The 24,179-nt window shown below is 34.6% G+C and carries 23 protein-coding genes; 9 read left to right on the top strand and 14 right to left on the bottom strand.

What is annotated here, in order from left to right; genetic code table 11:
- Positions 1-303: 303 nt before the first annotated feature.
- The 3 genes from LOK78_RS10165 to LOK78_RS10155 form a co-directional block, all read right to left on the bottom strand.
- Entirely contained in the window at positions 304-720 is a 417-nt protein-coding gene (locus LOK78_RS10165; protein ID WP_232634814.1) for a thiol-disulfide oxidoreductase DCC family protein, read from the bottom strand.
- Positions 717-2,897 (bottom strand): endonuclease MutS2, encoded by a 2,181-nt coding sequence (locus LOK78_RS10160; protein WP_232634813.1) that lies wholly within the window; start codon positions 2,895-2,897, stop codon positions 717-719. Before LOK78_RS10160 ends, LOK78_RS10165 begins: the two co-directional genes overlap by 4 nt.
- 403 nt (positions 2,898-3,300) lie before the next feature.
- On the bottom strand, positions 3,301-4,797 hold the full coding sequence (locus LOK78_RS10155) for a YfcC family protein (RefSeq protein WP_232634812.1): 1,497 nt from the start codon (positions 4,795-4,797) through the stop codon (positions 3,301-3,303).
- 67 nt (positions 4,798-4,864) lie between these two features.
- Between LOK78_RS10155 and ung the strand changes: the two genes are divergently transcribed.
- A complete protein-coding gene (gene ung, locus LOK78_RS10150; protein WP_232634811.1) occupies positions 4,865-5,530 on the top strand; it encodes a uracil-DNA glycosylase in 666 nt (221 codons plus the stop codon).
- A 276-nt stretch (positions 5,531-5,806) separates the two neighbouring features.
- Here the strand turns inward: ung and LOK78_RS10145 are convergent, their stop codons facing one another.
- From LOK78_RS10145 to LOK78_RS10125, 5 genes are read right to left on the bottom strand one after another with little or no spacing between them, the layout of a single operon-like run.
- Positions 5,807-6,661 carry a substrate-binding domain-containing protein gene (locus LOK78_RS10145; protein ID WP_053969938.1) on the bottom strand — a complete coding sequence of 285 codons (855 nt, stop codon included), beginning with the start codon at positions 6,659-6,661 and terminating at the stop codon, positions 5,807-5,809.
- Positions 6,648-7,526, bottom strand: a complete 879-nt coding sequence (locus LOK78_RS10140; RefSeq protein WP_232634810.1) for a nucleoside phosphorylase — start codon at positions 7,524-7,526, stop codon at positions 6,648-6,650. Before LOK78_RS10140 ends, LOK78_RS10145 begins: the two co-directional genes overlap by 14 nt.
- Positions 7,516-8,454 (bottom strand): DUF1835 domain-containing protein, encoded by a 939-nt coding sequence (locus LOK78_RS10135; RefSeq protein ID WP_232634809.1) that lies wholly within the window; start codon positions 8,452-8,454, stop codon positions 7,516-7,518. Before LOK78_RS10135 ends, LOK78_RS10140 begins: the two co-directional genes overlap by 11 nt.
- Before the next feature lie 2 nt (positions 8,455-8,456).
- Entirely contained in the window at positions 8,457-8,786 is a 330-nt protein-coding gene (locus LOK78_RS10130) for a translation initiation factor (protein ID WP_053969941.1), read from the bottom strand.
- 6 nt (positions 8,787-8,792) lie between these two features.
- Entirely contained in the window at positions 8,793-9,743 is a 951-nt protein-coding gene (locus tag LOK78_RS10125) for an isopenicillin N synthase family dioxygenase (protein ID WP_232634808.1), read from the bottom strand.
- Between the two features lie 154 nt (positions 9,744-9,897).
- On the opposite strand from LOK78_RS10125, the gene LOK78_RS10120 reads away from it, so the two are divergent.
- The 3 genes from LOK78_RS10120 to LOK78_RS10110 all read left to right on the top strand — a co-directional run bounded on the left by LOK78_RS10120 (position 9,898) and on the right by LOK78_RS10110 (position 12,980).
- A complete protein-coding gene (locus LOK78_RS10120) occupies positions 9,898-11,874 on the top strand; it encodes an alpha-ketoacid dehydrogenase subunit alpha/beta (RefSeq protein ID WP_232634807.1) in 1,977 nt (658 codons plus the stop codon).
- Between the two features lie 123 nt (positions 11,875-11,997).
- Positions 11,998-12,498 carry an Hsp20/alpha crystallin family protein gene (locus LOK78_RS10115; RefSeq protein WP_231628610.1) on the top strand — a complete coding sequence of 167 codons (501 nt, stop codon included), beginning with the start codon at positions 11,998-12,000 and terminating at the stop codon, positions 12,496-12,498.
- Between the two features lie 62 nt (positions 12,499-12,560).
- Complete coding sequence (locus tag LOK78_RS10110) at positions 12,561-12,980, top strand: 3D domain-containing protein (RefSeq protein ID WP_370465568.1); 420 nt, start codon at positions 12,561-12,563, stop codon at positions 12,978-12,980.
- Between the two features lie 5 nt (positions 12,981-12,985).
- Here the strand turns inward: LOK78_RS10110 and LOK78_RS10105 are convergent, their stop codons facing one another.
- Both LOK78_RS10105 and LOK78_RS10100 read right to left on the bottom strand, forming a co-directional pair.
- The gene (locus LOK78_RS10105) at positions 12,986-13,546 is read right to left on the bottom strand and encodes an ExbD/TolR family protein (RefSeq protein WP_232634806.1); all 561 of its coding nucleotides are present in this window, start codon (positions 13,544-13,546) and stop codon (positions 12,986-12,988) included.
- 99 nt (positions 13,547-13,645) lie between these two features.
- Complete coding sequence (locus LOK78_RS10100) at positions 13,646-13,783, bottom strand: hypothetical protein (RefSeq protein WP_157492018.1); 138 nt, start codon at positions 13,781-13,783, stop codon at positions 13,646-13,648.
- Positions 13,784-14,293: 510 nt separating this feature from the next.
- Here LOK78_RS10100 and LOK78_RS10095 point away from each other — a divergent pair.
- Entirely contained in the window at positions 14,294-15,010 is a 717-nt protein-coding gene (locus LOK78_RS10095) for a hypothetical protein (RefSeq protein WP_232634805.1), read from the top strand.
- On the opposite strand, the gene LOK78_RS10090 is transcribed toward LOK78_RS10095, so the two are convergent.
- A complete protein-coding gene (locus LOK78_RS10090) occupies positions 15,007-15,573 on the bottom strand; it encodes a pseudouridine synthase (protein ID WP_232634804.1) in 567 nt (188 codons plus the stop codon). The genes LOK78_RS10095 and LOK78_RS10090 overlap by 4 nt on opposite strands.
- A 150-nt stretch (positions 15,574-15,723) precedes the next feature.
- On the opposite strand from LOK78_RS10090, the gene LOK78_RS10085 reads away from it, so the two are divergent.
- Together LOK78_RS10085 and LOK78_RS10080 are read left to right on the top strand one after the other, a co-directional pair.
- On the top strand, positions 15,724-17,286 hold the full coding sequence (locus LOK78_RS10085) for a DEAD/DEAH box helicase (RefSeq protein ID WP_166958369.1): 1,563 nt from the start codon (positions 15,724-15,726) through the stop codon (positions 17,284-17,286).
- 126 nt (positions 17,287-17,412) lie between these two features.
- The gene (locus LOK78_RS10080; RefSeq protein WP_232394697.1) at positions 17,413-18,267 is read left to right on the top strand and encodes a universal stress protein; all 855 of its coding nucleotides are present in this window, start codon (positions 17,413-17,415) and stop codon (positions 18,265-18,267) included.
- A 145-nt stretch (positions 18,268-18,412) separates the two neighbouring features.
- On the opposite strand, the gene LOK78_RS10075 is transcribed toward LOK78_RS10080, so the two are convergent.
- On the bottom strand, positions 18,413-19,270 hold the full coding sequence (locus LOK78_RS10075) for an OmpA/MotB family protein (protein ID WP_166958371.1): 858 nt from the start codon (positions 19,268-19,270) through the stop codon (positions 18,413-18,415).
- A 199-nt stretch (positions 19,271-19,469) separates the two neighbouring features.
- On the opposite strand from LOK78_RS10075, the gene LOK78_RS10070 reads away from it, so the two are divergent.
- Both LOK78_RS10070 and LOK78_RS10065 read left to right on the top strand, forming a co-directional pair.
- Positions 19,470-20,351 carry a carbon-nitrogen hydrolase gene (locus tag LOK78_RS10070; protein ID WP_232634803.1) on the top strand — a complete coding sequence of 294 codons (882 nt, stop codon included), beginning with the start codon at positions 19,470-19,472 and terminating at the stop codon, positions 20,349-20,351.
- Positions 20,351-21,391 carry an agmatine deiminase family protein gene (locus LOK78_RS10065; protein ID WP_232634802.1) on the top strand — a complete coding sequence of 347 codons (1,041 nt, stop codon included), beginning with the start codon at positions 20,351-20,353 and terminating at the stop codon, positions 21,389-21,391. The genes LOK78_RS10070 and LOK78_RS10065 overlap by 1 nt, the downstream gene beginning before the upstream one ends.
- Before the next feature lie 29 nt (positions 21,392-21,420).
- Here the strand turns inward: LOK78_RS10065 and LOK78_RS10060 are convergent, their stop codons facing one another.
- Together LOK78_RS10060 and LOK78_RS10055 are read right to left on the bottom strand one after the other, a co-directional pair.
- Positions 21,421-22,827 carry a TolC family protein gene (locus tag LOK78_RS10060; protein WP_232634801.1) on the bottom strand — a complete coding sequence of 469 codons (1,407 nt, stop codon included), beginning with the start codon at positions 22,825-22,827 and terminating at the stop codon, positions 21,421-21,423.
- Positions 22,824-24,176, bottom strand: a complete 1,353-nt coding sequence (locus tag LOK78_RS10055) for an HlyD family secretion protein (RefSeq protein ID WP_232634800.1) — start codon at positions 24,174-24,176, stop codon at positions 22,824-22,826. Before LOK78_RS10055 ends, LOK78_RS10060 begins: the two co-directional genes overlap by 4 nt.
- Between the last annotated feature and the right edge of the window lie 3 nt (positions 24,177-24,179).

Here is a 24,179-nt window from a genome sequence, read left to right as displayed (position 1 = left end):
ATAATTGAGGGAAATGAACCTTTGAGTTAGGGAAGTGGTAAATTTAATGAGTAAACGTGGTTTATAAATAGAACTTTCAAAACCAGATCATTAATGCATTTCACGGAATTTTTTTGCACAAAATTTTAACAAAACAAATTTTTTGGTCACTTTATCGAAAATTACGCAATATTGTGAGGATGTTTGCTATGTTTGATACCGGTTAGTAAAATAAACTTAGTGCTATAACTACGTATTTTAGTTTTAATTTTTTTGGTAAGTTATTAAGTTTAAAAAGGTCTTGCATATCCCAAGACCTTTTTTTTATTCTATAAATTTGGCTTTTAATTCTGGTGTAGGAATCATACAAGATTCTTTTTTTCCAAACCAATTGTACCTGTTCTTTGCAATAAAATCATAAACGGTATCCCTAATGAATTTTGGAAGAATAATAAAACTTGCAAGAATATTAATTGGAAATTTTAGTTTGGATGCTATTTTAAGGGCAGCCGTTGATTTGTAAAATACCCCTTCATTTTTTCTGAATAAAATAATGGAGTCTATTTTTTGAGTATCAATACCAAACCGTTCAATGATACTTTGAGAGAGTTCACTTTGTAAAGGTGTAAACAAAAACGTATTATGTTTGTCGTGCTTAATAATAAACTGTATGGAGCTATCGCAAAGGTTACAAACACCATCAAATAAAATCAACTCTTTATGTTCTGGGATTTCAATCATTTTGCTTTTACGGCCTCAACCAATTCCAATTGTTCCAAACTTACATTGGTTGTGAAAAGCCCATAATTAACAACTGCTTTATTCTTTTCTATTTTATCAATGCTACCAACTGCCCGTCCATCTTCTAATCTAACACGGTCCCCAACCTTTAATTTTGGTCTAGCTTTTGGTTTTGAAGCTTCTACTTGGGCCTTTTTCTTTTCCTCTTTTTTCTTTTGTCGGATCACTTCAACTTTCTTTTCAGCCTCTTTTTGAACTTTTTGGGCTTTCGATTTTTCTACTTGAGCCTCTTTCTTTGTTTTCTTTTTACGTTTGGAATTTTCAATTTGAACCAATTTAAACAATTCGTTCATTAAATCTCTTTTCTGTTTGTTGTTGAAATAGGTTTCAGCCAAACCATCTAGCTTTTGACCTAAGTAAATCAAGCGCTGATTTGTATCGTATAACTCTTGGTAGTCCTCCAGTTTTCTCTGAATTCTCTGGTTGGTCTCTTCAAGCTTTTCTGCTTCATTAAGTTTTTTAATTTCATTTTGCTTCAGGGAACGTTCCGTTTTTTCCAATTTGGATCGCTCCTTTTGAAGTTTGGCAATGGTTTGATCAAATCGCACCTTTCCTCGCTCAATCTTTTTCTTGGCTTTATTAATAAGGCTATATGGGATACCATTTTTTTGAGCCACTTCAAAGGTAAAAGAACTCCCAGCTTGCCCTATAACTAATTGGTACATGGGCTCCAAGGTCTTTTCGTCAAAAAGCATGTTGGCGTTCTTCATGTGAGGTAACTCATTAGCCAATATTTTTAAATTGGAATAGTGTGTTGTAATAATTCCAAACGCTTCTCTTCCATAGAATTCTTCTAAAAATGTTTCAGCCAATGCTCCTCCCAATTCAGGATCACTCCCAGTTCCAAATTCATCAATCAAGAAAAGGGTGTTATCGTTACACTTTTTCAAGAAATAATTCATTTGTTTCAAGCGATAGGAATAAGTACTCAGATGATTTTCAATAGACTGATTATCGCCAATATCACTCAAAATCCTATCAAAAATACATACAGAGCTTCTTTCATGGACGGGAATAAGCATCCCACTTTGCAACATAACCTGCAAGAGACCAATTGTCTTCAATGTGATACTTTTTCCTCCTGCATTTGGTCCGGAAATGACAATTATTCGGCTTTCCTGATCTAAATAAATACTCTGTGGATATGTTTTTACATCCTTTTTCTTATTGGTAAGATATAATAGCGGATGATAAGCATCCTTGACATCGTATACTCTTTCTTGGTTTATGGTTGGAAGGACACCATTCATGGATTCTGCATATTTAGCCTTAGCAGATATGACGTCCATTTCAGTTAAAAAAACCTGGTATTGAATTAAAAGCTCTCTGTAAGGTCTAATAAAATTAGTGAGTTCCTTCAAAATTCGAGTAATCTCTTCTTTTTCTTCATACTCTAAATTGTTGAGTTCCCTCGTAAATCGTAACGTATCTTCAGGTTCAATGTAAACAATGCTTCCAGTCTTACTTCCTCCCAGTATGGAACCTCTTACCTTTTTTCTATGCATAGCCTTAACAGCCAACACTCTTTTATTATCAACTACAGTTTCCCTAATATCATCCAAAAGATCTTGGGAGCTATAGTTATTAAGAGCTGTTGTAAAGCTTTGATTGATGCTTCCTTTTACTTTATTAATTTGTTGCCTTAAATCATAAAGTAGGGGTGATGCTGAATTTTTAATATCTCCAAATCGATCAATTACGGCATCTATTTTATTAATAATTGCTTTTGTAACCTCAATTTGAGAAGCCTTGGCATTTAAATGAATATAATATTCATGGAATTTATCTAAGAATACAATGATACTATTGGAAGTAGCTGAAAGGGAACTTATTTTTCTGATACTGCTAACCTCCAGAAAGGAATTTTCAATATTTAATAGTCTTATTTCTTTTGTAATAGGCTCAAATCCATGATTGGGAATGCGGTTTTCATTTTCATAGGATGCTAAAAATTCATTGGTCAGATTCAGACTCTCCAAAACAGCTTCTTGAGTTTTTTCTGGAGATATGGCCATACAAGCTTCCCGGCCAAGAGAAGTAATAGCAAAATCACTGACTTGTTCTAGAACTTTATAATATTCTAAATCCTGTAATGTTTTTTTATGGATATGAATCATTGAAATCTTAAGTATACAATGATGCAAAAGTAAGACTTAAAGGTATTAAAGTTAACTTTTGGAAACAGTAATCCGTGGATTCTAAACTAGAATTTAAAAAAAGTGCTTTAAAGACCTTAAAAAAGGTTTAGGCATTATCAACAACCAATAAAGGCGGATAACTTTCCTCTTTATGTTCCCTAATAATAAGGGGAGGATTACTTTTTTTTCTTTTAGTGTTCGTTTTGTTGGAACTAAAGAATAACAATAAAAAATTAATGCCTACTAGCATTAGTAGAGTTAGGGTAATGATTAATAGCATAGCTTATTCTTTTTACAAAGAATATCAAAAGTAGACGATTTAATTTAAAATTGCTAAAGAAAAGTTAAAGAATTGATTTTCATTCTGAAAGCAAATGAATTATTAAAATAAATAAATGGAAGCTATTAACCATAACATAGTGATTATCATTAAAATAAATAACAGAGGCAAGCAAAATTTTAACCATCTATCAAAACCTACTTTAACAATGGCTAAAGAAGCTAAAATCAATCCTGTCGGATTTATAAATGCAAATAATCCCATGCCATATTGGTAGCAATTTACAATTACTTCTCTTCCAAATCCCACATTATCAGCTAAAGGTGACATGATAGGCATGGTCAAGACTGCCATTCCAGATGAACTTGGGATAAAAAATGACAAACCACTATAAATAAACAGCATTACATTTGCAAAAACGCCTTTGTTCATACCACCAGTGACATTACTGGCATGGTAAAGTAAAGTATCTGAAACCAATCCTTCATCTAATAAAACAGAGACTCCGCGAGCAATTCCTATAATTAAAGCAACTCCCAATAAATCAGAAGCGCCTTTGACAAAGGTTTCAACAAATTCAGCCTCTTTCATTTTTGAAATGAAACCGATAATAATGGCTCCAGCTAAGAAAATGGCGGTCATTTCTTCAAACCACCAACCAAAAATGGAGACACCTAATATCATAATGATAAAACAAAGTGCAAAAACCGCCAAAATTAAAAGCAATCTAGGCGTTAGTTTCAAGTCTGAAGTTGATTTGATTGCGAAAAGGGAACTTATTTCTTCCCTTTGATCTGAAATTATGGAAAGTTGGGGATCATTCTTCACCTTTTTGGCATATTTAAGAATATAAAGAATGCAAATTGTAGTTCCTATCACCCAAAATATAGCTCTAGGGATAAGTCCTGTTGTCCAACTGATACCCGCAGAATCTGATGCTATAATGGTACTAAAAGGATTGATTGTGGAACACATAGTTCCGATGGAAGTCCCTAAATAAATAGCTGCTAGGGGCACCATAGCATCGTATTTTGCGGCTAAAAACATGGGGATTAAAATGGGGTAGAAGGCAATGGTTTCTTCAGCCAATCCAAATGTGGTTCCACCAATTGAAACTAGGGTTGTCACTAAAATTATTAAAACATATTCATGGCCCTTCAAAGAGTTTGCCATTTTGCTAATTCCGGCATCAAAAGCCCCTGTCTTATTCATAATGCCTATAAGTCCTCCTATTATTAGAACTAAAAAAATAATATCTGCACCTTGAATAATACCCTTTACCGGAGCCATTATAAATTCAATAGGCCCTTGAGGATTAGCGGTTACTTCTTTATAAGTTCCAGGAATAGCAATAGGTTTGTAAATATCTCCAGAGGTGAACTTTTCAATAGGAATTTTTACATTTAATTCTTCAAGCGTACTCTGAGAAGCTTCCAATTGGGTGGTTTTAGTTAATCCTATTTGGTTAAAGACACCTTTTTCTGAATCAAAAACCAACGTATCATATTTTCCAGCTGGAATCAACCAAGTTAATAAAGCAGAGAACGCACAGATAATCAACAAGATGGTCTGAGCTGTTGGGAATTTAATTTTTTTCAAGGTTGGTTGTTTTTAATAAGTTTAAAGATAGTATTAATTTAGTTTCCTAAAATAAGAGGACTTAAAAATGACAGTTCAAATTGAATCCAGCTGGAACGCCTATTTAAATGGAGAATTCGACAAACCTTATTTTAAGGATTTGGTGCGTTTTGTAAAAGACGAATATGCCGATAATACTTGTTTCCCTCCAGGAAATCAAATATTTAATGCTTTTGATTTATGTCCGTTTGATCAAGTAAAAGTGGTAATTATTGGTCAAGATCCTTATCATGGTCCAAATCAAGCCCACGGACTTTGTTTTTCTGTAAATGAAGGAATTGTTCACCCACCATCGCTAATTAATATTTTTAAAGAAATTGAATCCGATTTAGAAGTGCCTTATCCTCAAAGTGGAAATTTAACCAAATGGGCTAATCAAGGTGTGTTATTATTGAATGCTACTTTAACGGTGCGAGCTCATCAAGCTGGAAGCCATCAAAAGAAAGGTTGGGAGACATTTACAGATGCTGTAATCCAAACAATCAGCAATCACAAAAAAGACGTTGTATTTTTACTATGGGGTGGTTTAGCCAAGAATAAAGCGAAACTAATTGATTCCAAAAAACACCATATACTAACCTCCGGTCATCCATCTCCATTAAGTGCCAATAGAGGCTATTGGTTTGGAAATAAACATTTCAGTAAAACTAACTCCCTGTTGGAGCAAGCTGGCTTTGCGCCTTTGGATTGGTAATTTTAGGTTTGGATAGTAATACAGTAGATTGATCTGGTGTTTCAGCAGAAACAATTTCTTTTTTTGTGGTTTTATTACAGCTAACTATGAGAAGTAGAAAGTTAAAAGCAACTAATCCCGTTAAAATCAAAACTATCGTGATCAAAATCCCTGTTATTTAAATAAAATAATGTTTACAAATATAATAGATTCATTGAAAAAAACTAAATTTTTTAGACCTACAATTGATTAATCATTAAAACATTGTCCGTTATTCCTTTAAATTGTATAGAATTATCAAATATTAGTTACAATCTTATCATATTCCAAGGTGTCTTCTATGATGTTTAGTGCCTTAAGTTTTCTTTGCACATTTTCAACAGTTTTTTTATCAATAACACTTTGAGACCACTCGGTTAGGGCTAGCCATTCTCTAACATCCTCAATTTTTTGTTCATATCGGTTTGCTATCATTCTATCAATACTTGGAATATCTTTAAATTCTGAAGTGGTATTGTTTATGATATTTAAAATAGTTTGTACATCCGATTTATTTTCTTCCAAGAATTCATTTCTAACAGCAATAACAAAACAAGGCCAAGGAGTAGGGCATTGTCCTATTCTTCTAAAAACACCTTGGTCTACTATAGGCTTTGTTGTAAACTTCTCCCACATAAAATAATCGGCCGTCTCATTTGTCAAACCCTCAATAGCGCCATTCAGATTATCAATAACTTCAAACTGTAAATCGTTTTGAATATCCCATTGATTGTTTTCTGCATTGATATAGGCCATCAAATGCGATCCTGAACCATATCTACTTATTGCAGCTTTAGTGCCTTTCAATTCATCTACTTGATGGAACCTTGAATGACTTGCCACATGAATTCCCCATAACAATGGTGTTTCTACAAAAGTCTGAATGATACTACTAGGATTTCCCTCTACGATATCTTTGATTATACCCTCAGTCAAAATAACAGCTAGGTCCACATCTTTATTTCTCAGGGCTTGACACATATCACCCGTACCTCCGTAGTAATCTTTCCACCTTAGATTAATACCGTTACTTTTATATTCACCATTTTTAAGAGTGAGGTACCAAGCTAAATTGAAATGCTCTGGCACACCACCTATATTAATTGTCTTCATTCACTATTTGATTAAGGGTATATTCAATTAAATTGTTAATTACTTGCCTTGGGTTTTCTGTAAATTCTCCGGTGGCTCGATTAGCGATAATAGCATTTAAGGATACAGCCCTATGACCTAAAAGACGTGCCATTCCATAAATAGCTGCCGTTTCCATTTCCATATTGGTTATTACTAAACCATTATGGTCAAAGGTTGCTAACTTATCATTGAAGGAAGCATCTTGCAATGGTAAACGCAGAACCCTTCCTTGTGGACCATAGAAGCCAACATTAGTTGCCGTAAAACCATCAAAGGTTTTATTTGAAGACAATCTAGTGAACAATTCCCTATGACATTCCACAATGTAAGGTTTCGATTTGTTTTTATCCCAATTTAGATGAGTCATCAAATGCTGAGAAATTTCCGGAAATAAGATATTCTCAGACTGATAAAAATACATCAAACTATCAAAACCCAATCCGAATTCACTGATAACAAAACTATCTACAGGAATATGCTCTTGAAGCGATCCAGAAGTACCAATACGAATGATATCCAAGGACTTTAATTCCTCTTTTACGGTCCTTGTTTTAAAATCAATATTGGCTAATGCGTCCAATTCATTTATAACGATATCAATATTATCAGTTCCTATTCCAGTAGAAATAACGGTAATTCGCTTTCCTTTAAACGTACCTGTTTGAGAATAAAACTCTCTTTTATTGACCTTAAATTCGATGTTGTCAAATTGTTGCGCTACACGCTCCACACGGTTTGGATCGCCAACTACTATTACCGTATCAGCTAATTGTTCTGGTTTTAAATTGATATGGTAAATGCTTCCGTCTGGATTGAGAATGAGTTCAGACTCTTTAATAGGCATTTATAGGAGTTTTTATAAGTTTATTTTCTTTGGTGCTAAATTGAAAATCCAATCTATTGACACCTCCGTAATCTATATTATTGTTAACTTCAGAAGAAAAATTGGTCTGTCGAAGTAAAGCAACATGTCCTTTTCTGTTTAGCTTTATTCTTGTTTCTGTTTCATCAAAAAATATCTTCAAATTTTCTATAATCCGATGAAATTGTAAATCACCATAACCGTAGTAACCTTGGTAATTTAGAATATAACCCAACAAATGATGTCTTGATTTCACTTCATTGTCTCTAATGATCACTAAAATATTCTCTTCGATAATACTCAAACCGCTTTTTGACTCAGGGAATCTTTGCAAATGTGCTTTAAGACAATTGGTTAAATATTGAAAATTGGTATCATTCTTTATGATATATGGTTTGAATAAATTGTGATCCTTACCGCAATAGGTTTTCCATAGGGTAGAAGCCACTTCCATATCATTTTCAGTCAATTTGACCTTATTTTTGTAATGTTTTAAAAGCTGACTGGCATTCAATTCTCCCAAACCTTTCAAATTGTCCTCACCTTCAATACGTCCACTACATACCAAATAAAGGGGTAATTTTATTTTCTTTTGCCTAATCACATTGATAGCTGCTAGCATGTTTATATGGCAGAAAAGGTCATATTCAAACCATAATACAATTTCTGAATAGTTTTCAGTATGCGATAATTTATTGATGTCTTCATGGAACTTATCCTTATCCAATTCCAAATTGTAAAACTTGTTAAAGAAATCACTCCTCAACTCCAAAAACTCCTTAGAATCAATTTTTTCAGTCGTAGGACCTTCACATAACATTTCATCCCATGTTAAGTAATCTCCTTGTACCTCTAATTCCAATAATATTTGAGTTAAGACTGAACCATTTGTGATATGTAGTGTTTCCATTTTTATCCCCCAACTCTTTTTACATTAAAACCTTTATCTTTTAAAATCACCATAATTTTATCGCGGTAGTCTCCCTGAATAATAATTTTATCATCCTTAAAACTACCACCCACACTTAAGGCTGTCTTTAATTCTTTAGCTAGCTTTTTAAAATCTTCGGTAGCGCCTGTATAGCCCTCAAGAATGGTAATAGGTTTTCCTTTACGTTTTTCATATTTGCAGATTATGGGGTCATCTTGCATCCAAATATCAGATTCCTGATCTACAGAATCCTCTTGATTTTCGGGTACATGATCTGGAAACAAATTCTTTAATTGATCTTGTAAATCCATATGTTTTTATTTCTTAATAAGACCTAACTCAATCAAACGTTCAGTTAGAAATTCTCCAGCGGTGATATCCTCATAAAGTTTTGGGTTTTGATCATCTACACAATTATCCAAAACGTCCAATTTCATACTGCTAATAGGGTGCATGAAGAACGGTATGGAATAACGTGATGTTCCCCAAAGTTCTTTAGGCGGGTTTACCACTCTATGGATGGTTGATTTCAACTTGTTATTGGTGTGTCTTGAAAGCATATCTCCTACATTGATCATCAACTCATCTGGTTGTGCGATGGCGTCTATCCATTCACCTTTATGGTTTTGTACCTGAAGCCCTTTCCCTTGGCCCCCCATTAACAAAGTGATTAAATTGATATCACCATGTGCCGCAGCGCGAACAGCCTCTTTAGGTTCTTCTTTAATAGGAGGGTAATGAATAGGTCTTAAAATAGAATTTCCGTTTTTAATGAAATTATCGAAATAGGTTTCTTCTAAACCTAAATGTAAAGCTAAAGCCCGAAGCACATATTTAGCCGTTTCCTCCAACTTTTTATAGGTTCTTTTACCCACTTCATTAAACTCTGGAAGCTCTTCAACCGAAACGTTTTTTGGATATTCCTTCTCTAATTCCGGATTGTCTTCCACATATTGACCAAAGTGCCAAAACTCCTTTAAATCACCTTCTTTTTTACCCTTCGCACTTTCTTTTCCAAAAGAGACGTAGCCTCTTTGACCTCCAATTCCTGGAATTTCATACTTCTGTTTAGTTTCTACCGGGAGGTCAAAAAAGGATTTGATTTGTTTATATAAATCCTCAACCAAATTGTCATCGAGAAAGTGACCTTTCAAGGCCACAAAACCTATTTCTTCATAAGCCTTACCAATTTCATCAACAAATTTTTGTTTTCGCTCAGGGTCTCCAGATGTAAAATCCTTAAGATTTACACTAGGTATGTTATTCATATTGAAAAATTTAAGTCTGTCTCTTACAAATGTACGAAAACATTAGTAAGAATGGAATTCTATTTTGGCTCCTAGGGTCATATTTTAAAGACTCATTTTATATATATTTGAGAAATGAATTTTTATGATTTCAAACCCGTCTTCCTTATCAAATATGCAGTATCAAACTGATCAAATAGACCAAACCACCTTATTACATCTTTACAAAAACATGTTGAAACCTCGATTAATAGAGGAAAAGATGTTGGTTTTACTTCGTCAAGGTAAAATTTCAAAATGGTTCTCTGGAATAGGGCAAGAAGCCATATCTGTAGGGGTAACTATGGCAATGAAAGATGAGGAATATATTCTTCCTATGCACCGAAATTTAGGGATTTTTACGACAAGAAACGTTCCTTTATTTAGACTTTTTTGCCAATGGCAAGGAAAAATGAGTGGCTTCACCAAAGGAAGGGATCGTTCATTTCATTTCGGAACTCAAGAATACAAACTGATTGGAATGATTTCCCATTTAGGACCGCAATTGGGTGTTGCCGATGGTATTGCTTTGGCTAGCAAGCTAAAAAACCGTCAAGAAGTAACAGCAGTTTTTACAGGAGAGGGAGGAACAAGTGAAGGAGATTTCCATGAAGCCTTGAATGTGGCTTCTGTGTGGCAATTGCCTGTGTTATTCTGTATAGAAAATAACGGTTATGGTTTATCAACCCCAACTACAGAGCAGTATTTTTGCGAAAATTTGGCAGATAGAGGATTGGGTTATGGTATGGAATCCCATATTATTGATGGGAATAATATTGTTGAGGTTTACCAAAAAATTTCCGAAATAACAGAAAGTATGCGTCAAAATCCACGACCCGTTTTGATTGAATTCAAAACCTTTAGAATGCGTGGTCATGAGGAGGCAAGTGGAACCAAGTATGTGCCACAGGATTTGATGGATTTTTGGCAACAAAAAGATCCGCTGAATAATTTCAAGTCATTTTTAATAGAACAGGGCATACTTACGGAAACTGATGATGACGTCTTTAGGTCAAAAATAAAAGCCGAAATAGATACGGCCTTAGACATGGCTTTTACTGAAGATGCTATTGAACCCGACATGGAAACCGAACTACGGGACGTTTATCATCCATTTGAATACGAACATGTAACCCATAAAGAAAAAACGGAGGAATTACGATTCATAGATGCCATTTCAACTAGCTTGAAACAGTCTATGGAAAAACATCCGGAGTTGGTCGTAATGGGGCAAGATATTGCTGATTATGGTGGCGTCTTTAAAATTACAGAAGGATTTGTAGAGGCTTTTGGGAAAGATCGTGTAAGAAACACCCCTATTTGTGAATCCTCCATAATTGAGGTAGGAATGGGCCTATCTATTGCCAATATCAAATCTGTGGTGGAAATGCAATTTGCAGATTTTGTGAGTTCTGGTTTTAACCCGATTGTAAATTATCTTGCTAAGGTGCATTATCGTTGGAACCAAAAGGCGGACGTGGTCGTCCGAATGCCTTGTGGAGCAGGAGTGGCAGCGGGCCCTTTTCATTCCCAAACAAACGAAGCATGGTTTACAAAAACGCCAGGTTTAAAAGTGGTTTATCCTGCTTTTCCCTATGATGCCAAAGGGCTTTTAGCAACAGCTATTAATGACCCAAATCCTGTGCTATTCTTTGAACATAAAGCATTATATAGAACCGTAAGACAAGATGTGCCAACCGATTATTATACATTGCCATTTGGAAAAGCAGCCCTATTAAATGAAGGTCAAGAAATTACTATTATATCTTATGGGGCTGGCGTACATTGGGCTATTTCTATATTAGAAAAACATCCAAACATTCAAGCCGACTTAATTGATTTAAGAACCTTACAACCCTTAGATACGGAAGCCATATTAACTTCTGTCAAAAAAACTGGAAAAGCCATCATTTTACAAGAAGATTCTTTATTTGGAGGTATTGCTTCAGATCTTTCTGCAATGATAATGGAACAATGTTTTGAATATTTGGATGCCCCGGTAAAAAGAGTAGCAAGTATGGAAACACCTATTCCTTTTATAGGACAGCTTGAAGAACAGTATTTACCGAAATCCAGATTTGAAATCGAGCTATTGGAACTTCTGAAATATTGACGTTATGACATACTAATCAAGGCTTTAAACTGAAAAATTGTCTTAAAATATAGTCGAAAAACTGACATTTTGGTATTGGTATTTTTTTTGTTTGGTGTTATTTGAATTTAAACTTTAAACATTATGTATAACACAAATAAAATCATTATGAGTAATTTGATTCCAACAAAAAGAAACGGTTTAAGAACCTCTCAGAGAGAGCAAGGAACCTTACCAAGTTTATCTTCTTGGATTGATGACATTTTCAACAGAGACTTTGGATCAGATTTCTTAGCCAATTTCAACACAGGCATGACTTTACCTTCTGTAAACATTAAGGAAAATAAAGATGCTTATGTGGTAGAAATGGCAGTACCTGGATTCAATAAATCTGATTTTGAAGTGAATGTGGACAACGAATTATTAACCATTTCCGCTGAAACTAAAACAGAAAAAAATGAAGAAGAAGAAAACTATACCAGACGTGAATTTGGTTATTCTTCTTTTAAAAGATCTTTCACTTTACCAGATTCTGCAGATGCTGAAAAAATCAATGCAGAATATGTGGACGGACTTCTTAAAGTTCAAATTGCGAAACGCGAGGAAGCCAAACGCAAACCCGCTAAAAAAATTGAAATTTCTTAATTTGATTGATTAATGAATTTTAAAAAGAGCGCCATAAGCGCTCTTTTTTTTTATATTAGTCCATGCGATTTTCCCTTTATGTCCTTTTAGGATGTTTTTTTCTTTTTGCATGTAACCCTTCTAATAAAAAGGAGGAGAAAGAATTTATTCAGTTCTGTGTTATGGCAACTGCCTATAATTCTTTAGAATATCAAACTTCACCTAATCCACATATAACTGCTTTTGGTGATAGCTTAATCCCTGGAAAAAAATACATTGCTGTTTCTAGAGATTTATTAAAATTTGGTCTTAATCACAACACTCCAGTACAAATTGAGGGCTTGGAGGGTATTTATTTGGTAAAGGATAAAATGCACTACAGAAAACGGAACCAAATAGATATTTATATGGGCACCGATGTGAAAGCGGCTTTGAAATGGGGTAGGCGTAAGGTTAATATTTCATATCCATGGGTTAAGGATTCTGTAGCCATTTTAAATTAAAAGGATTATTTAGATATTTCAGCTTCAGAAACTACGAAAGGATAGGCTTCTTTTGCCAAGGCAATGTCCTCTTCATTTAGTACTTCTGGTGATTTCTTCAAAATATTACGCACATAATTCTCCCTGAGCTCCAAATAAGCTTTGGTTAATTCATCCTGTACTGCCACGTAAAATTGATACGATGTTTCTCGGTCATTTTTTAATGAAATCACAGCTTTATTGGGATTGTCTGAAGATGAAACGGATTGAATACCTTGGCAATAATTACAACTCCCATCACCGTTGTTATCTACAAACAGCTTGATTTTGTTTTTTATTTCAGAAATGGAAACCAATTCGTCATTGACCATTAATTGATTTTGGCCGTTAATTGAGATTCTCAAGATATTTCGCTCATTTATATCAGATGAACAATCCACTCCGGGAGGACAATCTCTGGGTAATTTTCTGCTAATACCTGCATCATTGCTCATGGTTGTGGTCACCAGAAAAAAGATGAGTAATAAAAAGGCAATGTCTGCCATGGACCCTGCATTTACTTCTGTAGATTTTCTTGTACGTCTCATAATGTAGTTTTTTAAGATTTAAAATCGAAATACAAGAACAATACCATAAATGAAAAAAGTCGGCAATTGCCGACTTTTATACAAACTAACTAATTCAAATTAATGTGCTAACCTATTAATTCCTGTCCATAAAGTTTCATGATCACTATCCCACTTGTGGTAGTTTCTCCACTTGTCTTTAGATAGCTCCTTCATTCTAAAAAAGGAATCTCTTGATGTTTTAATAATAGCTTTCATGATACTTATTTTTTTGATTGATGATTGATGTTGTTTTTGATTGATTTTTTTTCAGCAGTTGGTAAACCAACTATCTGTAGCGTCTTTTACAATTCCAATTGTAACCTTTCCTGTCACTAAAAGAATTTGAAATTTGATTGTTGTCTAAAGTTCTCATGATGATGTTTTTTGATTGATGATTGATTGTCTAAGTTCTTACAGTTTATCTGTAACGTCTTTTACTGTTCCAATTGTAACTTTTAGTATTACCTAATGTGTTTGAAATCTGATTGTTGTCTAAAGTTCTCATGATAATTATTTTTTGATTGATTGTTTATTAGATAGACGAGGAAAAAAAAGATTTGTTACAGTACTGTGCATTGCAAAGTAGTGATTTAACAAATTTTAACATTTTATTACGTAAGTTTACAATCCTTATATAGGCAAGAAATACATAAAATTTCATTAAAAAGTTGTTTGGTTATATTATAGGTACGATTTTTGAACTTTCCGTTGGGATAACAATAAACAATGAAACACCTCTTTCTACTTTTATTCAGCCTTGTGTCCATTTCCATATATGCTCAAATAGATGGATCGGAAACCAATGCTACGGTTATTCCTGCTGAAGAAAATGCCAATGGGCAAGAAAATAAGGTTATTGAAAATAAACCCATTGAGAATAAAGGTCTTTTAAATTCCAAAGCTGGTATTAATGGATTATCGGTTCCTGAGCAGAATACAAATACTGACTTTAACACCAAAAAGGAGTTTTCCATGTTGGGAGGGGAGAAGTTTGGAGATCCTGGAGAGCTATATAAAGGAAAGGTTGACCAACATTTAAAAAATGTAAGGCAACAGTATGATGAAGAGCGTTTCTTTTCGCGTGTGGAGCGTGGTGGTTCCAAAACAGATCAATTTTTAGGTGAATTCCGAACCAAAGCCAAAAGTGTCAATGTAGTTTATCGCGACCATGCTGATCCTGACGGCGATAGAGTTAGGGTTATAATAAATGGTGAAGTTGTTAAATATGATGTTACTTTAACTACTTCTTTTTCTGGTTTTATCTATAATTTGGAAGATGGCGTCAATCAAATTGACTTTATCGCTCTAAATATGGGTGAAGCAGGTCCTAATACTGCCGAGTTGGTAGTTATGGATGAAGAAGGCAATATTATTGCATCAAGTAGCTGGAATTTAGCAACAGGAGTCAAAGCTAGCATTTTTATTATTAGAGAGCCTTTTTAATAGGATTTCACACCTAGCTCTTCAACTTGACCAGGTAGTAATCCTTCAAAAGTATATTCTCCAATTCGATATCTTACTAAACGTAATGTAGGAAATCCTACGGCAGCCGTCATTTTTCTTACTTGTCTAAATTTACCTTCTGTGATGGTAATTGAAATCCAAGAGGTTGGTCCATGTTTGTCATCCCTAACAAATCGTTCTGGAATATGACTAATGTCTTTTAAAAAATCTACTTGGCAAGATTTTGTTTGATAAGATTCCTTACCAATTGTAATGGGAATTCCTTGTTTCAAATTTTCTATAGCTTCTGAAGTAATTAAACCATCTACCATCACATGGTATTCCTTTTCTATGGCACTACTTCTTATGAATTCACTATATTTTCCATCGGTTGTTAAAAGTAATAGACCCTCCGATTTTTCATCCAGTCTACCAATAGCCATCAGGTTGTCAGGAAACGCTCCCAAGCTCCCTAATAGCTTCTTATTTCGCCTTTTAGTCTGATTATTAATAAATTGACTTAAGTATCCGTAGGGCTTATATATCTTATAGTAATGTTGCAAACCGTATAATTTAGAAAACAATACGCAAATTTAAAAGGAATTTTTTAAGCGTTTATCAACTGTAAACTGTTAAAAAAATAAGCTAATATTTCAGGGCCAATACCTTGTATAACCTTAGAAACACGTTATTTTTGCACATTAGCTTTTTTTATGACCAATATTAAGATAGATACACAAGAATTAGAAGATAGAAGAGTAGGTAAGGACTTATATAGTTACCAAAGAGGAGCCATTAATAAAATTTTTAAATGTTTTGAAGAAGCTCCTGAAGATTACCATTTGCTTTACCAATTGCCAACCGGAGGTGGAAAAACGGTTATATTCTCTGAAATTGTACGTCAATACTTAAAACATCATAAAAAGAAAGTTTTAGTCATGACGCATCGTATTGAGCTTTGTAAACAAACTTCCAATATGTTGCAAGAGTTTGGGGTGGTCAATAAAGTGGTTAGTAGTAAAGCTAATTTAGATGATCAATCTCAATATAGTTGTTTTGTGGCTATGGTTGAAACCCTGAACAATAGACTTCATGATGGCAAACTAGATATATCTGATATAGGGTTAGTCATCATTGATGAAGCCCATTATAACTCTTTCACCAAATTATTCAAGTTTTTTGAAAAATGCTTTATCCTAGGTGTAACTGCAACCCCATTAAGTAGTAACATCAAATTACCTATGAAGGATAATTACGATGAGCTAATTGTAGGGGAGAGCATTGAGTCGTTAATCAAAAATGAGTTCTTAGCACGTGCCGAGATTTTTTCATACAATGTCGGACTAACATCTTTGGTGGTTGGTGCCAACGGGGACTATACGGTTAAGTCTTCAGAAGATTTGTATACCAACAACGATATGTTGTCAAAATTGATGCAGGCCTATGAAGAGCGTTGTAAAGGCAAAAAAACCTTAATCTTCAACAATGGTATTAATACCTCGTTGCATGTCTACGACACCTTTAGAAGGGCTGGATATCCAGTCGCTCATTTGGACAATACTAATACCAAAAAAGAAAGAAAACGCATTCTAAAATGGTTTAGAGATACTCCAGATGCGGTTCTTACTTCTGTTAGTATCTTGACTACAGGATTTGATGAACCTACTGTAGATAATATCATTTTAAATAGAGCAACCAAATCCTTGACCCTTTATTACCAAATGATTGGTCGTGGATCACGTATTCTGAAAAATAAAACTAAATTTTCGGTAATTGACCTTGGTAATAACTTCCATCGTTTTGGTCCGTGGGGTGCAGAGTTGGATTGGCAACGCATATTTAAATCGCCAAACTTCTACTTAGATAATATTTTAAGTGATGAGGATATTGAAAACAACTTTAGATATGAAATGCCGGAAGATTTACGTGCTGAATTCGGCAATTCAAATAATGTTTATTTCAATATTAGAGAAGCCTATACCAGTGCTGTTAGAAGTGGTGAATCCTCCAAAAAAGTATTAGAGCGTTCTATAGAACATCATGCCAAAATCTGTATTGAAAATAGTGAAGATTTATATGATGCATTGGATCTAGCTAAGAAACTAGGGGATGATATTGATTACAGAATCCACCAATACACCAAATGTATTAGTAAAAGCACTTTTAATTTTGTGGAATGGCTCAAGGATGACTACCGTAAAAAACTGCGTACTTTCCTTAGGGTAAATTTTGATGAAGTATTTGAAGAAATTCATGGCCGACCTGCTGCTAGCTAGCTGAAATTAAAGGTTTAGAATTGATTACGGGTATGTAGTTTGGGAGTCTTATAACAGACAAATGACAAAAGTCACTCCTGATTTTGTAAATAAACCCTATCTTTAGATTAAAATTTAGGGATACACATGAAACACATTCTTTTACCTACAGATTTTTCAGAGAATTCTTGGGAAGCCATTCAATATGCCATGAATTTGTTCAAAAAACAAAGGGTCACTTTCTTTTTAATGCATTCCTATGAACCTCATGTATCGGCGCCATCAACAGCCGTGACTTCCAAACGTGCCAATACCATCATAATGGATTCTATAAAGGAGGAAGCAAAAAATGGATTACAGGAAACGCTCAAAAAAGCTTTGGAATTAAATACAAACAAAGAGCATCAATTTAAAACCATTATCATAAATGATTACTTTTTAGGAGCAGTACAAAGTACTGTGAGCAATATGAAAATTGATGCGGTTGTGGTGGGAACAAAAGGAGCTTCTGGCTTAAAAGAAGTTACCATAGGAAGTAATACTGCCAATCTTATTGGTAAATTAAAATGTCCCATAATCGCAGTTCCAAAAAATGTGGTTTTAAAATCCTTAAGCGATATAGGTTTCGCTTCTGATTATAGTATAAGTGAGTATCGCCATGGATTGGATTTATTGATTGAATTGGCTTCCAATTTTAAATCTAAAATTTCAGTTGTTCATGTTATGAACCATTCTAAAGAATTATCTTCTGAAATGCGAGCAAATAAAATGATTTTAGAAGCTGAATTAAAACCTATTCCTATCGACTTCTATTGCATCACAGATGTTTCCGTTGAAGTTGGAACCCGCATTTTTAGCGAAAGTCGTCAATTAGACATGATGTGTGTCATAGCCAAACAACATGGTTTCTTTGATAAGTTATTGCACAAAAGCCAGAGCAAGTCCATTAGCCATCATGCCAAAGTTCCTTTGATCATTTTTAATCATGCCGCTTTTGCTTAATTGTAAGTCCTAGAGACAAAACCCGTTTTTTTCTCTAACACAGCATGTACCAAATAACATATATTTATTCCACAAAAAAAGGTTGCCGAGGGAGGCAACCTTTAATGGGATACAAGTGTATCCATAAGGATTAAGTTCAATGATGTTATTTTTCAGAAGCCGCTAATTCCTTAGTTTCAGCGCCCATTAAAGCGAAGAACTTATTAATATTAGGTAAGATTATAATATTTGTTCTTCTATTTTTTGATCTGTTCTCAGCAGAATCATTTTCTGCAATTGGTTGATAAAAACTTCTACCAGAAGCAATCATTTTTTCAGGTGCTACACCATAATCATCTTGTAATTTTCTCACTACTGAAGTAGCTCTTAATACACTTAAGTCCCAGTTATCTGATACCTTAGCTGTACTAATACTTCTAGAGTCTGTATGACCTTCTACCATAACCTCAATACTTGGCTCAGAATTGATTACATCAGCCAACTTTTTTAAGATACCATCGGCTTTATTGCTTACTCTGTAACTAGCAGTATTGAACAACATTTTATCAGAGATAGAAATCATAACTACTGTTTCATCAATATTGATGGCGATATCTTCATCTTCATCAATTTCTGTGGTATTCATCGACTTTTTCAAGTTGTAAGAAACAGCTAAATTCATTGAATCCTTTAAAGTTTTAGCTCCAGCAAGTGCCTCTGCATCTACATTTTTTAAAGTTTCATTCATTTTTTCTCTTACATCATTAGAAATGACAAGGTCATCACCAACAGTGACAATTTTGGAGTCATTTTCTTCCGTAAGAGAGCTGATTTTACTGTTGTAAGTATCTATTCTCGCTTGAATTTCATCAAATTTAGCTTCTAAATCTTCTTTTTCAACACGAGTTTTGGCTAGTTCGCTTTTAATTTGTCCGTTTTCCTCTTGAAGTGCTACGTATTTCTTTTTAGAAACACAGGAAAACATAAAAACACCGGTTAATAGTAAAATTGAAATTTTCTTCATAATATTTTGATATTGGTTAAATGTTCTATTGCATTTACGCACAGAATTAGATGTTAGATGCCTTCTTAACATTTTTTATGATTTTTATTTTAAAACAAGGGAGCTATCTTAAAGTCTGTTAATTATATAGTGTATCTTTTTTTGGTTTGTTTGTACCACTGATTATTTCTTACTTTTACATTATTAATTAAAAAATCATATGAGTAAGTATACCATAGCTGTTATTCAGTTAAATTTGAACAACACCCCTGAAAATAATTTAGAAAAATGTCAGGAATGGGTAAGGAAGGCCGCCGGTCAAGGTGCCGAAGTTATTTGTTTACCAGAACTTTATAGCAGTCATTATTTTTGTCAAAGTGAAGACGTTAATAATTTCGCTTATGCCGAACCTCTTTATAGCACCTCTTTTCAAGCATTCAGTGCTTTAGCCAAAGAGCTAGGGGTGGTAATCATTGTTCCATTTTTTGAAAAACGTATGGCTGGTATTTATCATAATAGTGCTTATATCATTGATACGGATGGAAGCGAAGCTGGACTATACAGAAAGATGCATATTCCAGATGATCCTCATTTCTACGAGAAATTCTATTTTACTCCCGGAGATTTAGGCTTCAAAAACAATCGTACCAAAAAAGGAAATATCGGAACCTTAATTTGTTGGGATCAATGGTATCCCGAAGCAGCTCGACTTACAGCTTTAAAAGGTTCTGAAGTCTTGTTTTACCCAACAGCTATTGGTTGGCATCCTAAAGAAAAAGATCAATATGGTCCAAACCAATATGGTGCTTGGATGAATGTTATGAAAGGACATGCTGTGGCTAATGGCGTTTACGTAGCAGCTGCCAATAGAATAGGGTTGGAACAATATTTACCTGATACGGACGGAATTGAATTCTGGGGAGCTTCCTTTATAGTAGGCCCGCAAGGTGAAGTTTTAGCTCAAGCATCTCATGATCAAGAAGAGATTTTAATGGCTGAAGTAGATTTAGAATTACAAGAGAATGTGCGTCAAAACTGGCCATTCTTTAGAGATCGTAGAATTGATGCTTTTGAAGATATAACTAAACGCGCTTTGGATTAATGGCAAAGACTAACCGACGCATGCCCGCAGAATGGGAGCCTCAAGAAGGCGTCCTCTTATGTTTTCCTCATAATGGAAATGATTGGCCAGGAAAGTTTAAAGCCATTCAATGGGCTTTTGTGGAGTTCATAAAGAAGGTGAGTGCCTATGAAACTGTGTTTTTGGTCATTGCTGATGAAAAACAACAAGACCGAGTAGCCACCATGCTAGATATTGCTCATATAGATTTAACCCGGATTCATTTTATAAATCACAAGACCAACAGAAGTTGGATGCGTGATTCTGGACCCATCATTGTAAAAAATGGCAATCAAAGAGAGGCCTTAAACTTTAACTTTAATGGGTGGGCTAAATACCATAACTATCAATTAGATAGACACGTGCCAGAAAAAGTATCCAAGACTTTAAAAACACCTTTAACACAAGTTATGTATAAAGGTAAACCCGTGGTTTTGGAAGGTGGAGCGCTAGAAGTTAATGGTCAAGGAACCTTATTAACTACGGAAGAATGTTTATTGGACCCAAAAATTCAAGTGAGAAATCCTGGATTGACCAAAGCCGATTATGAAGCCATTTTTAAAGAATATTTGGGGGTAACCAATACTATCTGGTTAGGTCATGGGATTACTGGTGATGACACACATGGACATATAGATGATTTGGCCCGTTTTATAAATGAAGATACTATTGTTACAGTTATTGAAACCAATCCTGAGGATGTTAACTTCAAACCCTTACAAGATAATCTTAAAAGATTAAAGGAGGCCAAACTTGAAAATGGTAACTCACCTAATGTGGTAACACTTCCTATGCCGAAACCTGTTTATTTTGACCACATTAGATTACCTGCCAGTTATGCCAATTTTCTTATCATAAACCAGTGTGTTTTAGTACCCGTGTTCAACGATGTTAATGATCGTGTGGCGCTCAACATTTTGGCGGAATGTTTTCCAGACCGCGAAGTCATAGGTATTCATGCCATTGATTTGATATGGGGATTTGGCACACTGCACTGTTTAAGTCAACAAATACCTAAATAAAAGTATAAAGAGCCTATCGAGGCTCTTTTTTATTCTGGTACTGTTGATATGACATTAAACAAATTTGCTTTGGAATTTAGGTAGTCATTCTCAACTGAAATGGCTTTTAAAACCGTTTCTATAAGCTTAGATTCCCTGCTATTCACCACAAACAGAGAGCTTTCTCCCAAGAAAAATTTACGTTCCTCAGCTTGTACCAAGGTTTCATAATTTGTCACTAGTTCTTGAGCCACTTCATTTTGAATGCCGTAAGATTCAATTTCATTTTTTAAAGCTTCAATCTTATTTTTGAGCGTCAAGTTGGTTGATAATATTTCATACTCAAGATCCTGAAGTTTCAATTTAGCCAATTCAAAAGCACCACGCTCTTTCCTTAGGAAAAGAGGCAATTTCAAAGACAATCCCGATTTGTAATTACGGCCATTAAAACTATTAATCTCATCGGGAACTTCGGAAAGGAAATTATAATCGAAGGTAATGTCTGGTAAAAGCGCATTGGCTTTCAACCGCTTATCAACTTCTTGGTTTTGGAATTTGTAATCAAGTGAAATCAATTTGGGATGATTTTCAATTTGAAAACTCTCAAGATCCAAATCGGTCAAACTCAAAACCTGATCAATAAGGTATAATGTTTCTTCATCAGGAATAATATGATCTTCTAACTCTACAGGTATATTATTTTCTAACCAAAGATAATTGGATAATTCCAAGGTTGATTTTACAAATCCAATACGTGCTTTTTCCAAATTTAGCTTTCTTGAGTCTAAATTGATACGCGCCTCCAAAGTATCCACTGCAGGATATTCTCCTTCTTCATATCCTTTTTTAATACCTTCAAGCCGAATTTGTGCATTTTCTAAAAAGGACTGATATGTTTGATAATTTCTATAATTTTTCAACCAAATAAAATACGTTTTGGAAGCTTGGTATAGAATATCATTTACCATCATTTGCAAGTCGGCCTTGGCTTGTTCCCTATACAATTTTGCCTGCTTTAAGGTGGCCATACGTTCATTCATAAACAACCCTTTGGCTAATGAAACAGACACACCCACCTGATAAACACCATCATCTGGGGTGTTGTTTTCCGGATTTAAATAATAGCCTTCATTATTATCTACTGCCGCTTTAAAATTGACACCATACCAGGTAGGTATTTTAAAAGAGCCATTGAAAAGTTTATAATAATCGGTGTCCTTGAAATTCTTTTTGGAATAATCCAGCTCAATTTTAGGATCAAATCCACCCCGTGCTTTTATTAAATTGGCCTCACTTGCATCCAAAACCAAATTAGCTTGTTTCACTAAAGGATGAAATTGCTTCACATAAGCCAAAAACTCCTTAAAAGTCATCACATCAGGGTCGGGTTCTTGACCATAGGAGGGAAGTGCTATCCCAACCATGAGCACTATTAGAAAGCACTTTATTCTCATCATTTCTTTTCTTTAGTTTCGGTCTCACTTTGAGGTTGGTAGTAGTTAGGAGGGAAGCTGTTTAACTGCCTCCAAATTTCAAACCAAATAGGCACATCTTCTAATAAAGCCATGGTTCTAGCACCAGACCCCACACGAATCGCCTCAGGCCAAGGGTGATCATTTTGATCGGGACCTAAAAGAATACGATATTTTCCATTCGGACTGATAAAATTTTCAATGGCAACGACCTTTGCACCATACGTACCGTAAGATACATTTGGCCAACCACTAAATACGATTGCTGGCCATCCGTCGAATTGTACCCTTACTTCTTCACCTATGTGAATTAAGGGTAAATCAATTGGCCTTACATAAGTTTCGACAGCCAAATCATGTTGTGCCGGCATGATACTTACCAATGCTTCACCTTCTTTAAAAGTTTCTCCCAATCCGCTAACAATGGCCTTATTAACAAAACCACTTTGAGGAGCGGTGACATAAAGCAAATCGCTTCTTCTTTTATAATTGACATAGGAGTTCTCTAACTTAGAAACTTGAACTTCGGTATCCATTTGAGCAGATTGTGCCGTGTACATGTCACTTTCTGCCTTAGAAATTTTATCGGTATACTCTGCATTGATTCTAGAGAGTTCCACTTGTGCATTAATCACTTCATTCTGGCTTGCCAAGTATTTATTTTCTTGGGAAATCAACTTAGCCTGCGTTTCCTGAAGTTTTAACTTCTTTTCTTCAACATCTTTTACTGCCTTTAAACCTTCTTCCTGAAGTGTTTGAACCCTTTGAAACTGTCTTTCGGCAATTTGAAAATTGGTGTTGGCAGCCTCCAGATCAATACTATCACTTTTTACTTTCAAATGGGCCTGTTTCAGTTTGTTTTCGGCTTGTTTATATTTCAACTGACGTTCATTTCTAAGTGCAGCAATTTGTCTGGATAAAGCAGAAACTTTCTCTTTGTAAGCTCCTACAGAGGATTCCTTGGCTATTTTCTGTGTATTGGTTCTTTCAACCAATTGGTTATCAAAATACTCACTTTTGATCTCAGAAATATGGAGAATGGTATCACCTTTATTAACATAATCACCTTCCTTCACAAACCATCTTTCAACTCTTCCAGGGATTTGGGATTGGATTGTTTGCGGACGTTGTTCCGGTCGCAAAGTGGTCACGTTACCTTGACCCGTAATTGTCTGTGTCCAGGGTAAAAATAAAACAATCAGACCCACCAAAGCAAAGGCCAATAAAAATCGGTTAAATTGCTTGTAATAACTCACATTAAAAATGTGTTTTCCCGATTTATATTCTCTCAAGGAGACTTTTTTATGTAATTGATTATTTGAAATGTTCAGCATGGT

Source organism: Mangrovimonas futianensis (assembly GCF_021245805.1).
Lineage (GTDB): Bacteria > Bacteroidota > Bacteroidia > Flavobacteriales > Flavobacteriaceae > Mangrovimonas > Mangrovimonas futianensis.
This window is presented reverse-complemented; position numbering and strand designations above follow the sequence as displayed.

Excerpts from the sequence above, each read along its gene's own strand:
- LOK78_RS10165 (WP_232634814.1), bottom strand. The coding sequence starts at position 720 with ATGATTGAAATCCCAGAACATAAAGAGTTGATTTTATTTGATGGTGTT.
- LOK78_RS10160 (WP_232634813.1), bottom strand. The coding sequence starts at position 2,897 with ATGATTCATATCCATAAAAAAACATTACAGGATTTAGAATATTATAAA.
- ung (WP_232634811.1), top strand. The coding sequence starts at position 4,865 with ATGACAGTTCAAATTGAATCCAGCTGGAACGCCTATTTAAATGGAGAA.
- LOK78_RS10145 (WP_053969938.1), bottom strand. The coding sequence starts at position 6,661 with ATGAAGACAATTAATATAGGTGGTGTGCCAGAGCATTTCAATTTAGCT.
- LOK78_RS10140 (WP_232634810.1), bottom strand. The coding sequence starts at position 7,526 with ATGCCTATTAAAGAGTCTGAACTCATTCTCAATCCAGACGGAAGCATT.
- LOK78_RS10135 (WP_232634809.1), bottom strand. The coding sequence starts at position 8,454 with ATGGAAACACTACATATCACAAATGGTTCAGTCTTAACTCAAATATTA.
- LOK78_RS10130 (WP_053969941.1), bottom strand. The coding sequence starts at position 8,786 with ATGGATTTACAAGATCAATTAAAGAATTTGTTTCCAGATCATGTACCC.
- LOK78_RS10125 (WP_232634808.1), bottom strand. The coding sequence starts at position 9,743 with ATGAATAACATACCTAGTGTAAATCTTAAGGATTTTACATCTGGAGAC.
- LOK78_RS10120 (WP_232634807.1), top strand. The coding sequence starts at position 9,898 with ATGCAGTATCAAACTGATCAAATAGACCAAACCACCTTATTACATCTT.
- LOK78_RS10115 (WP_231628610.1), top strand. The coding sequence starts at position 11,998 with ATGTATAACACAAATAAAATCATTATGAGTAATTTGATTCCAACAAAA.
- LOK78_RS10110 (WP_370465568.1), top strand. The coding sequence starts at position 12,561 with ATGCGATTTTCCCTTTATGTCCTTTTAGGATGTTTTTTTCTTTTTGCA.
- LOK78_RS10105 (WP_232634806.1), bottom strand. The coding sequence starts at position 13,546 with ATGAGACGTACAAGAAAATCTACAGAAGTAAATGCAGGGTCCATGGCA.
- LOK78_RS10100 (WP_157492018.1), bottom strand. The coding sequence starts at position 13,783 with ATGAAAGCTATTATTAAAACATCAAGAGATTCCTTTTTTAGAATGAAG.
- LOK78_RS10095 (WP_232634805.1), top strand. The coding sequence starts at position 14,294 with ATGAAACACCTCTTTCTACTTTTATTCAGCCTTGTGTCCATTTCCATA.
- LOK78_RS10085 (WP_166958369.1), top strand. The coding sequence starts at position 15,724 with ATGACCAATATTAAGATAGATACACAAGAATTAGAAGATAGAAGAGTA.
- LOK78_RS10080 (WP_232394697.1), top strand. The coding sequence starts at position 17,413 with ATGAAACACATTCTTTTACCTACAGATTTTTCAGAGAATTCTTGGGAA.
- LOK78_RS10075 (WP_166958371.1), bottom strand. The coding sequence starts at position 19,270 with ATGAAGAAAATTTCAATTTTACTATTAACCGGTGTTTTTATGTTTTCC.
- LOK78_RS10070 (WP_232634803.1), top strand. The coding sequence starts at position 19,470 with ATGAGTAAGTATACCATAGCTGTTATTCAGTTAAATTTGAACAACACC.
- LOK78_RS10065 (WP_232634802.1), top strand. The coding sequence starts at position 20,351 with ATGGCAAAGACTAACCGACGCATGCCCGCAGAATGGGAGCCTCAAGAA.
- LOK78_RS10060 (WP_232634801.1), bottom strand. The coding sequence starts at position 22,827 with ATGATGAGAATAAAGTGCTTTCTAATAGTGCTCATGGTTGGGATAGCA.
- LOK78_RS10055 (WP_232634800.1), bottom strand. The coding sequence starts at position 24,176 with ATGCTGAACATTTCAAATAATCAATTACATAAAAAAGTCTCCTTGAGA.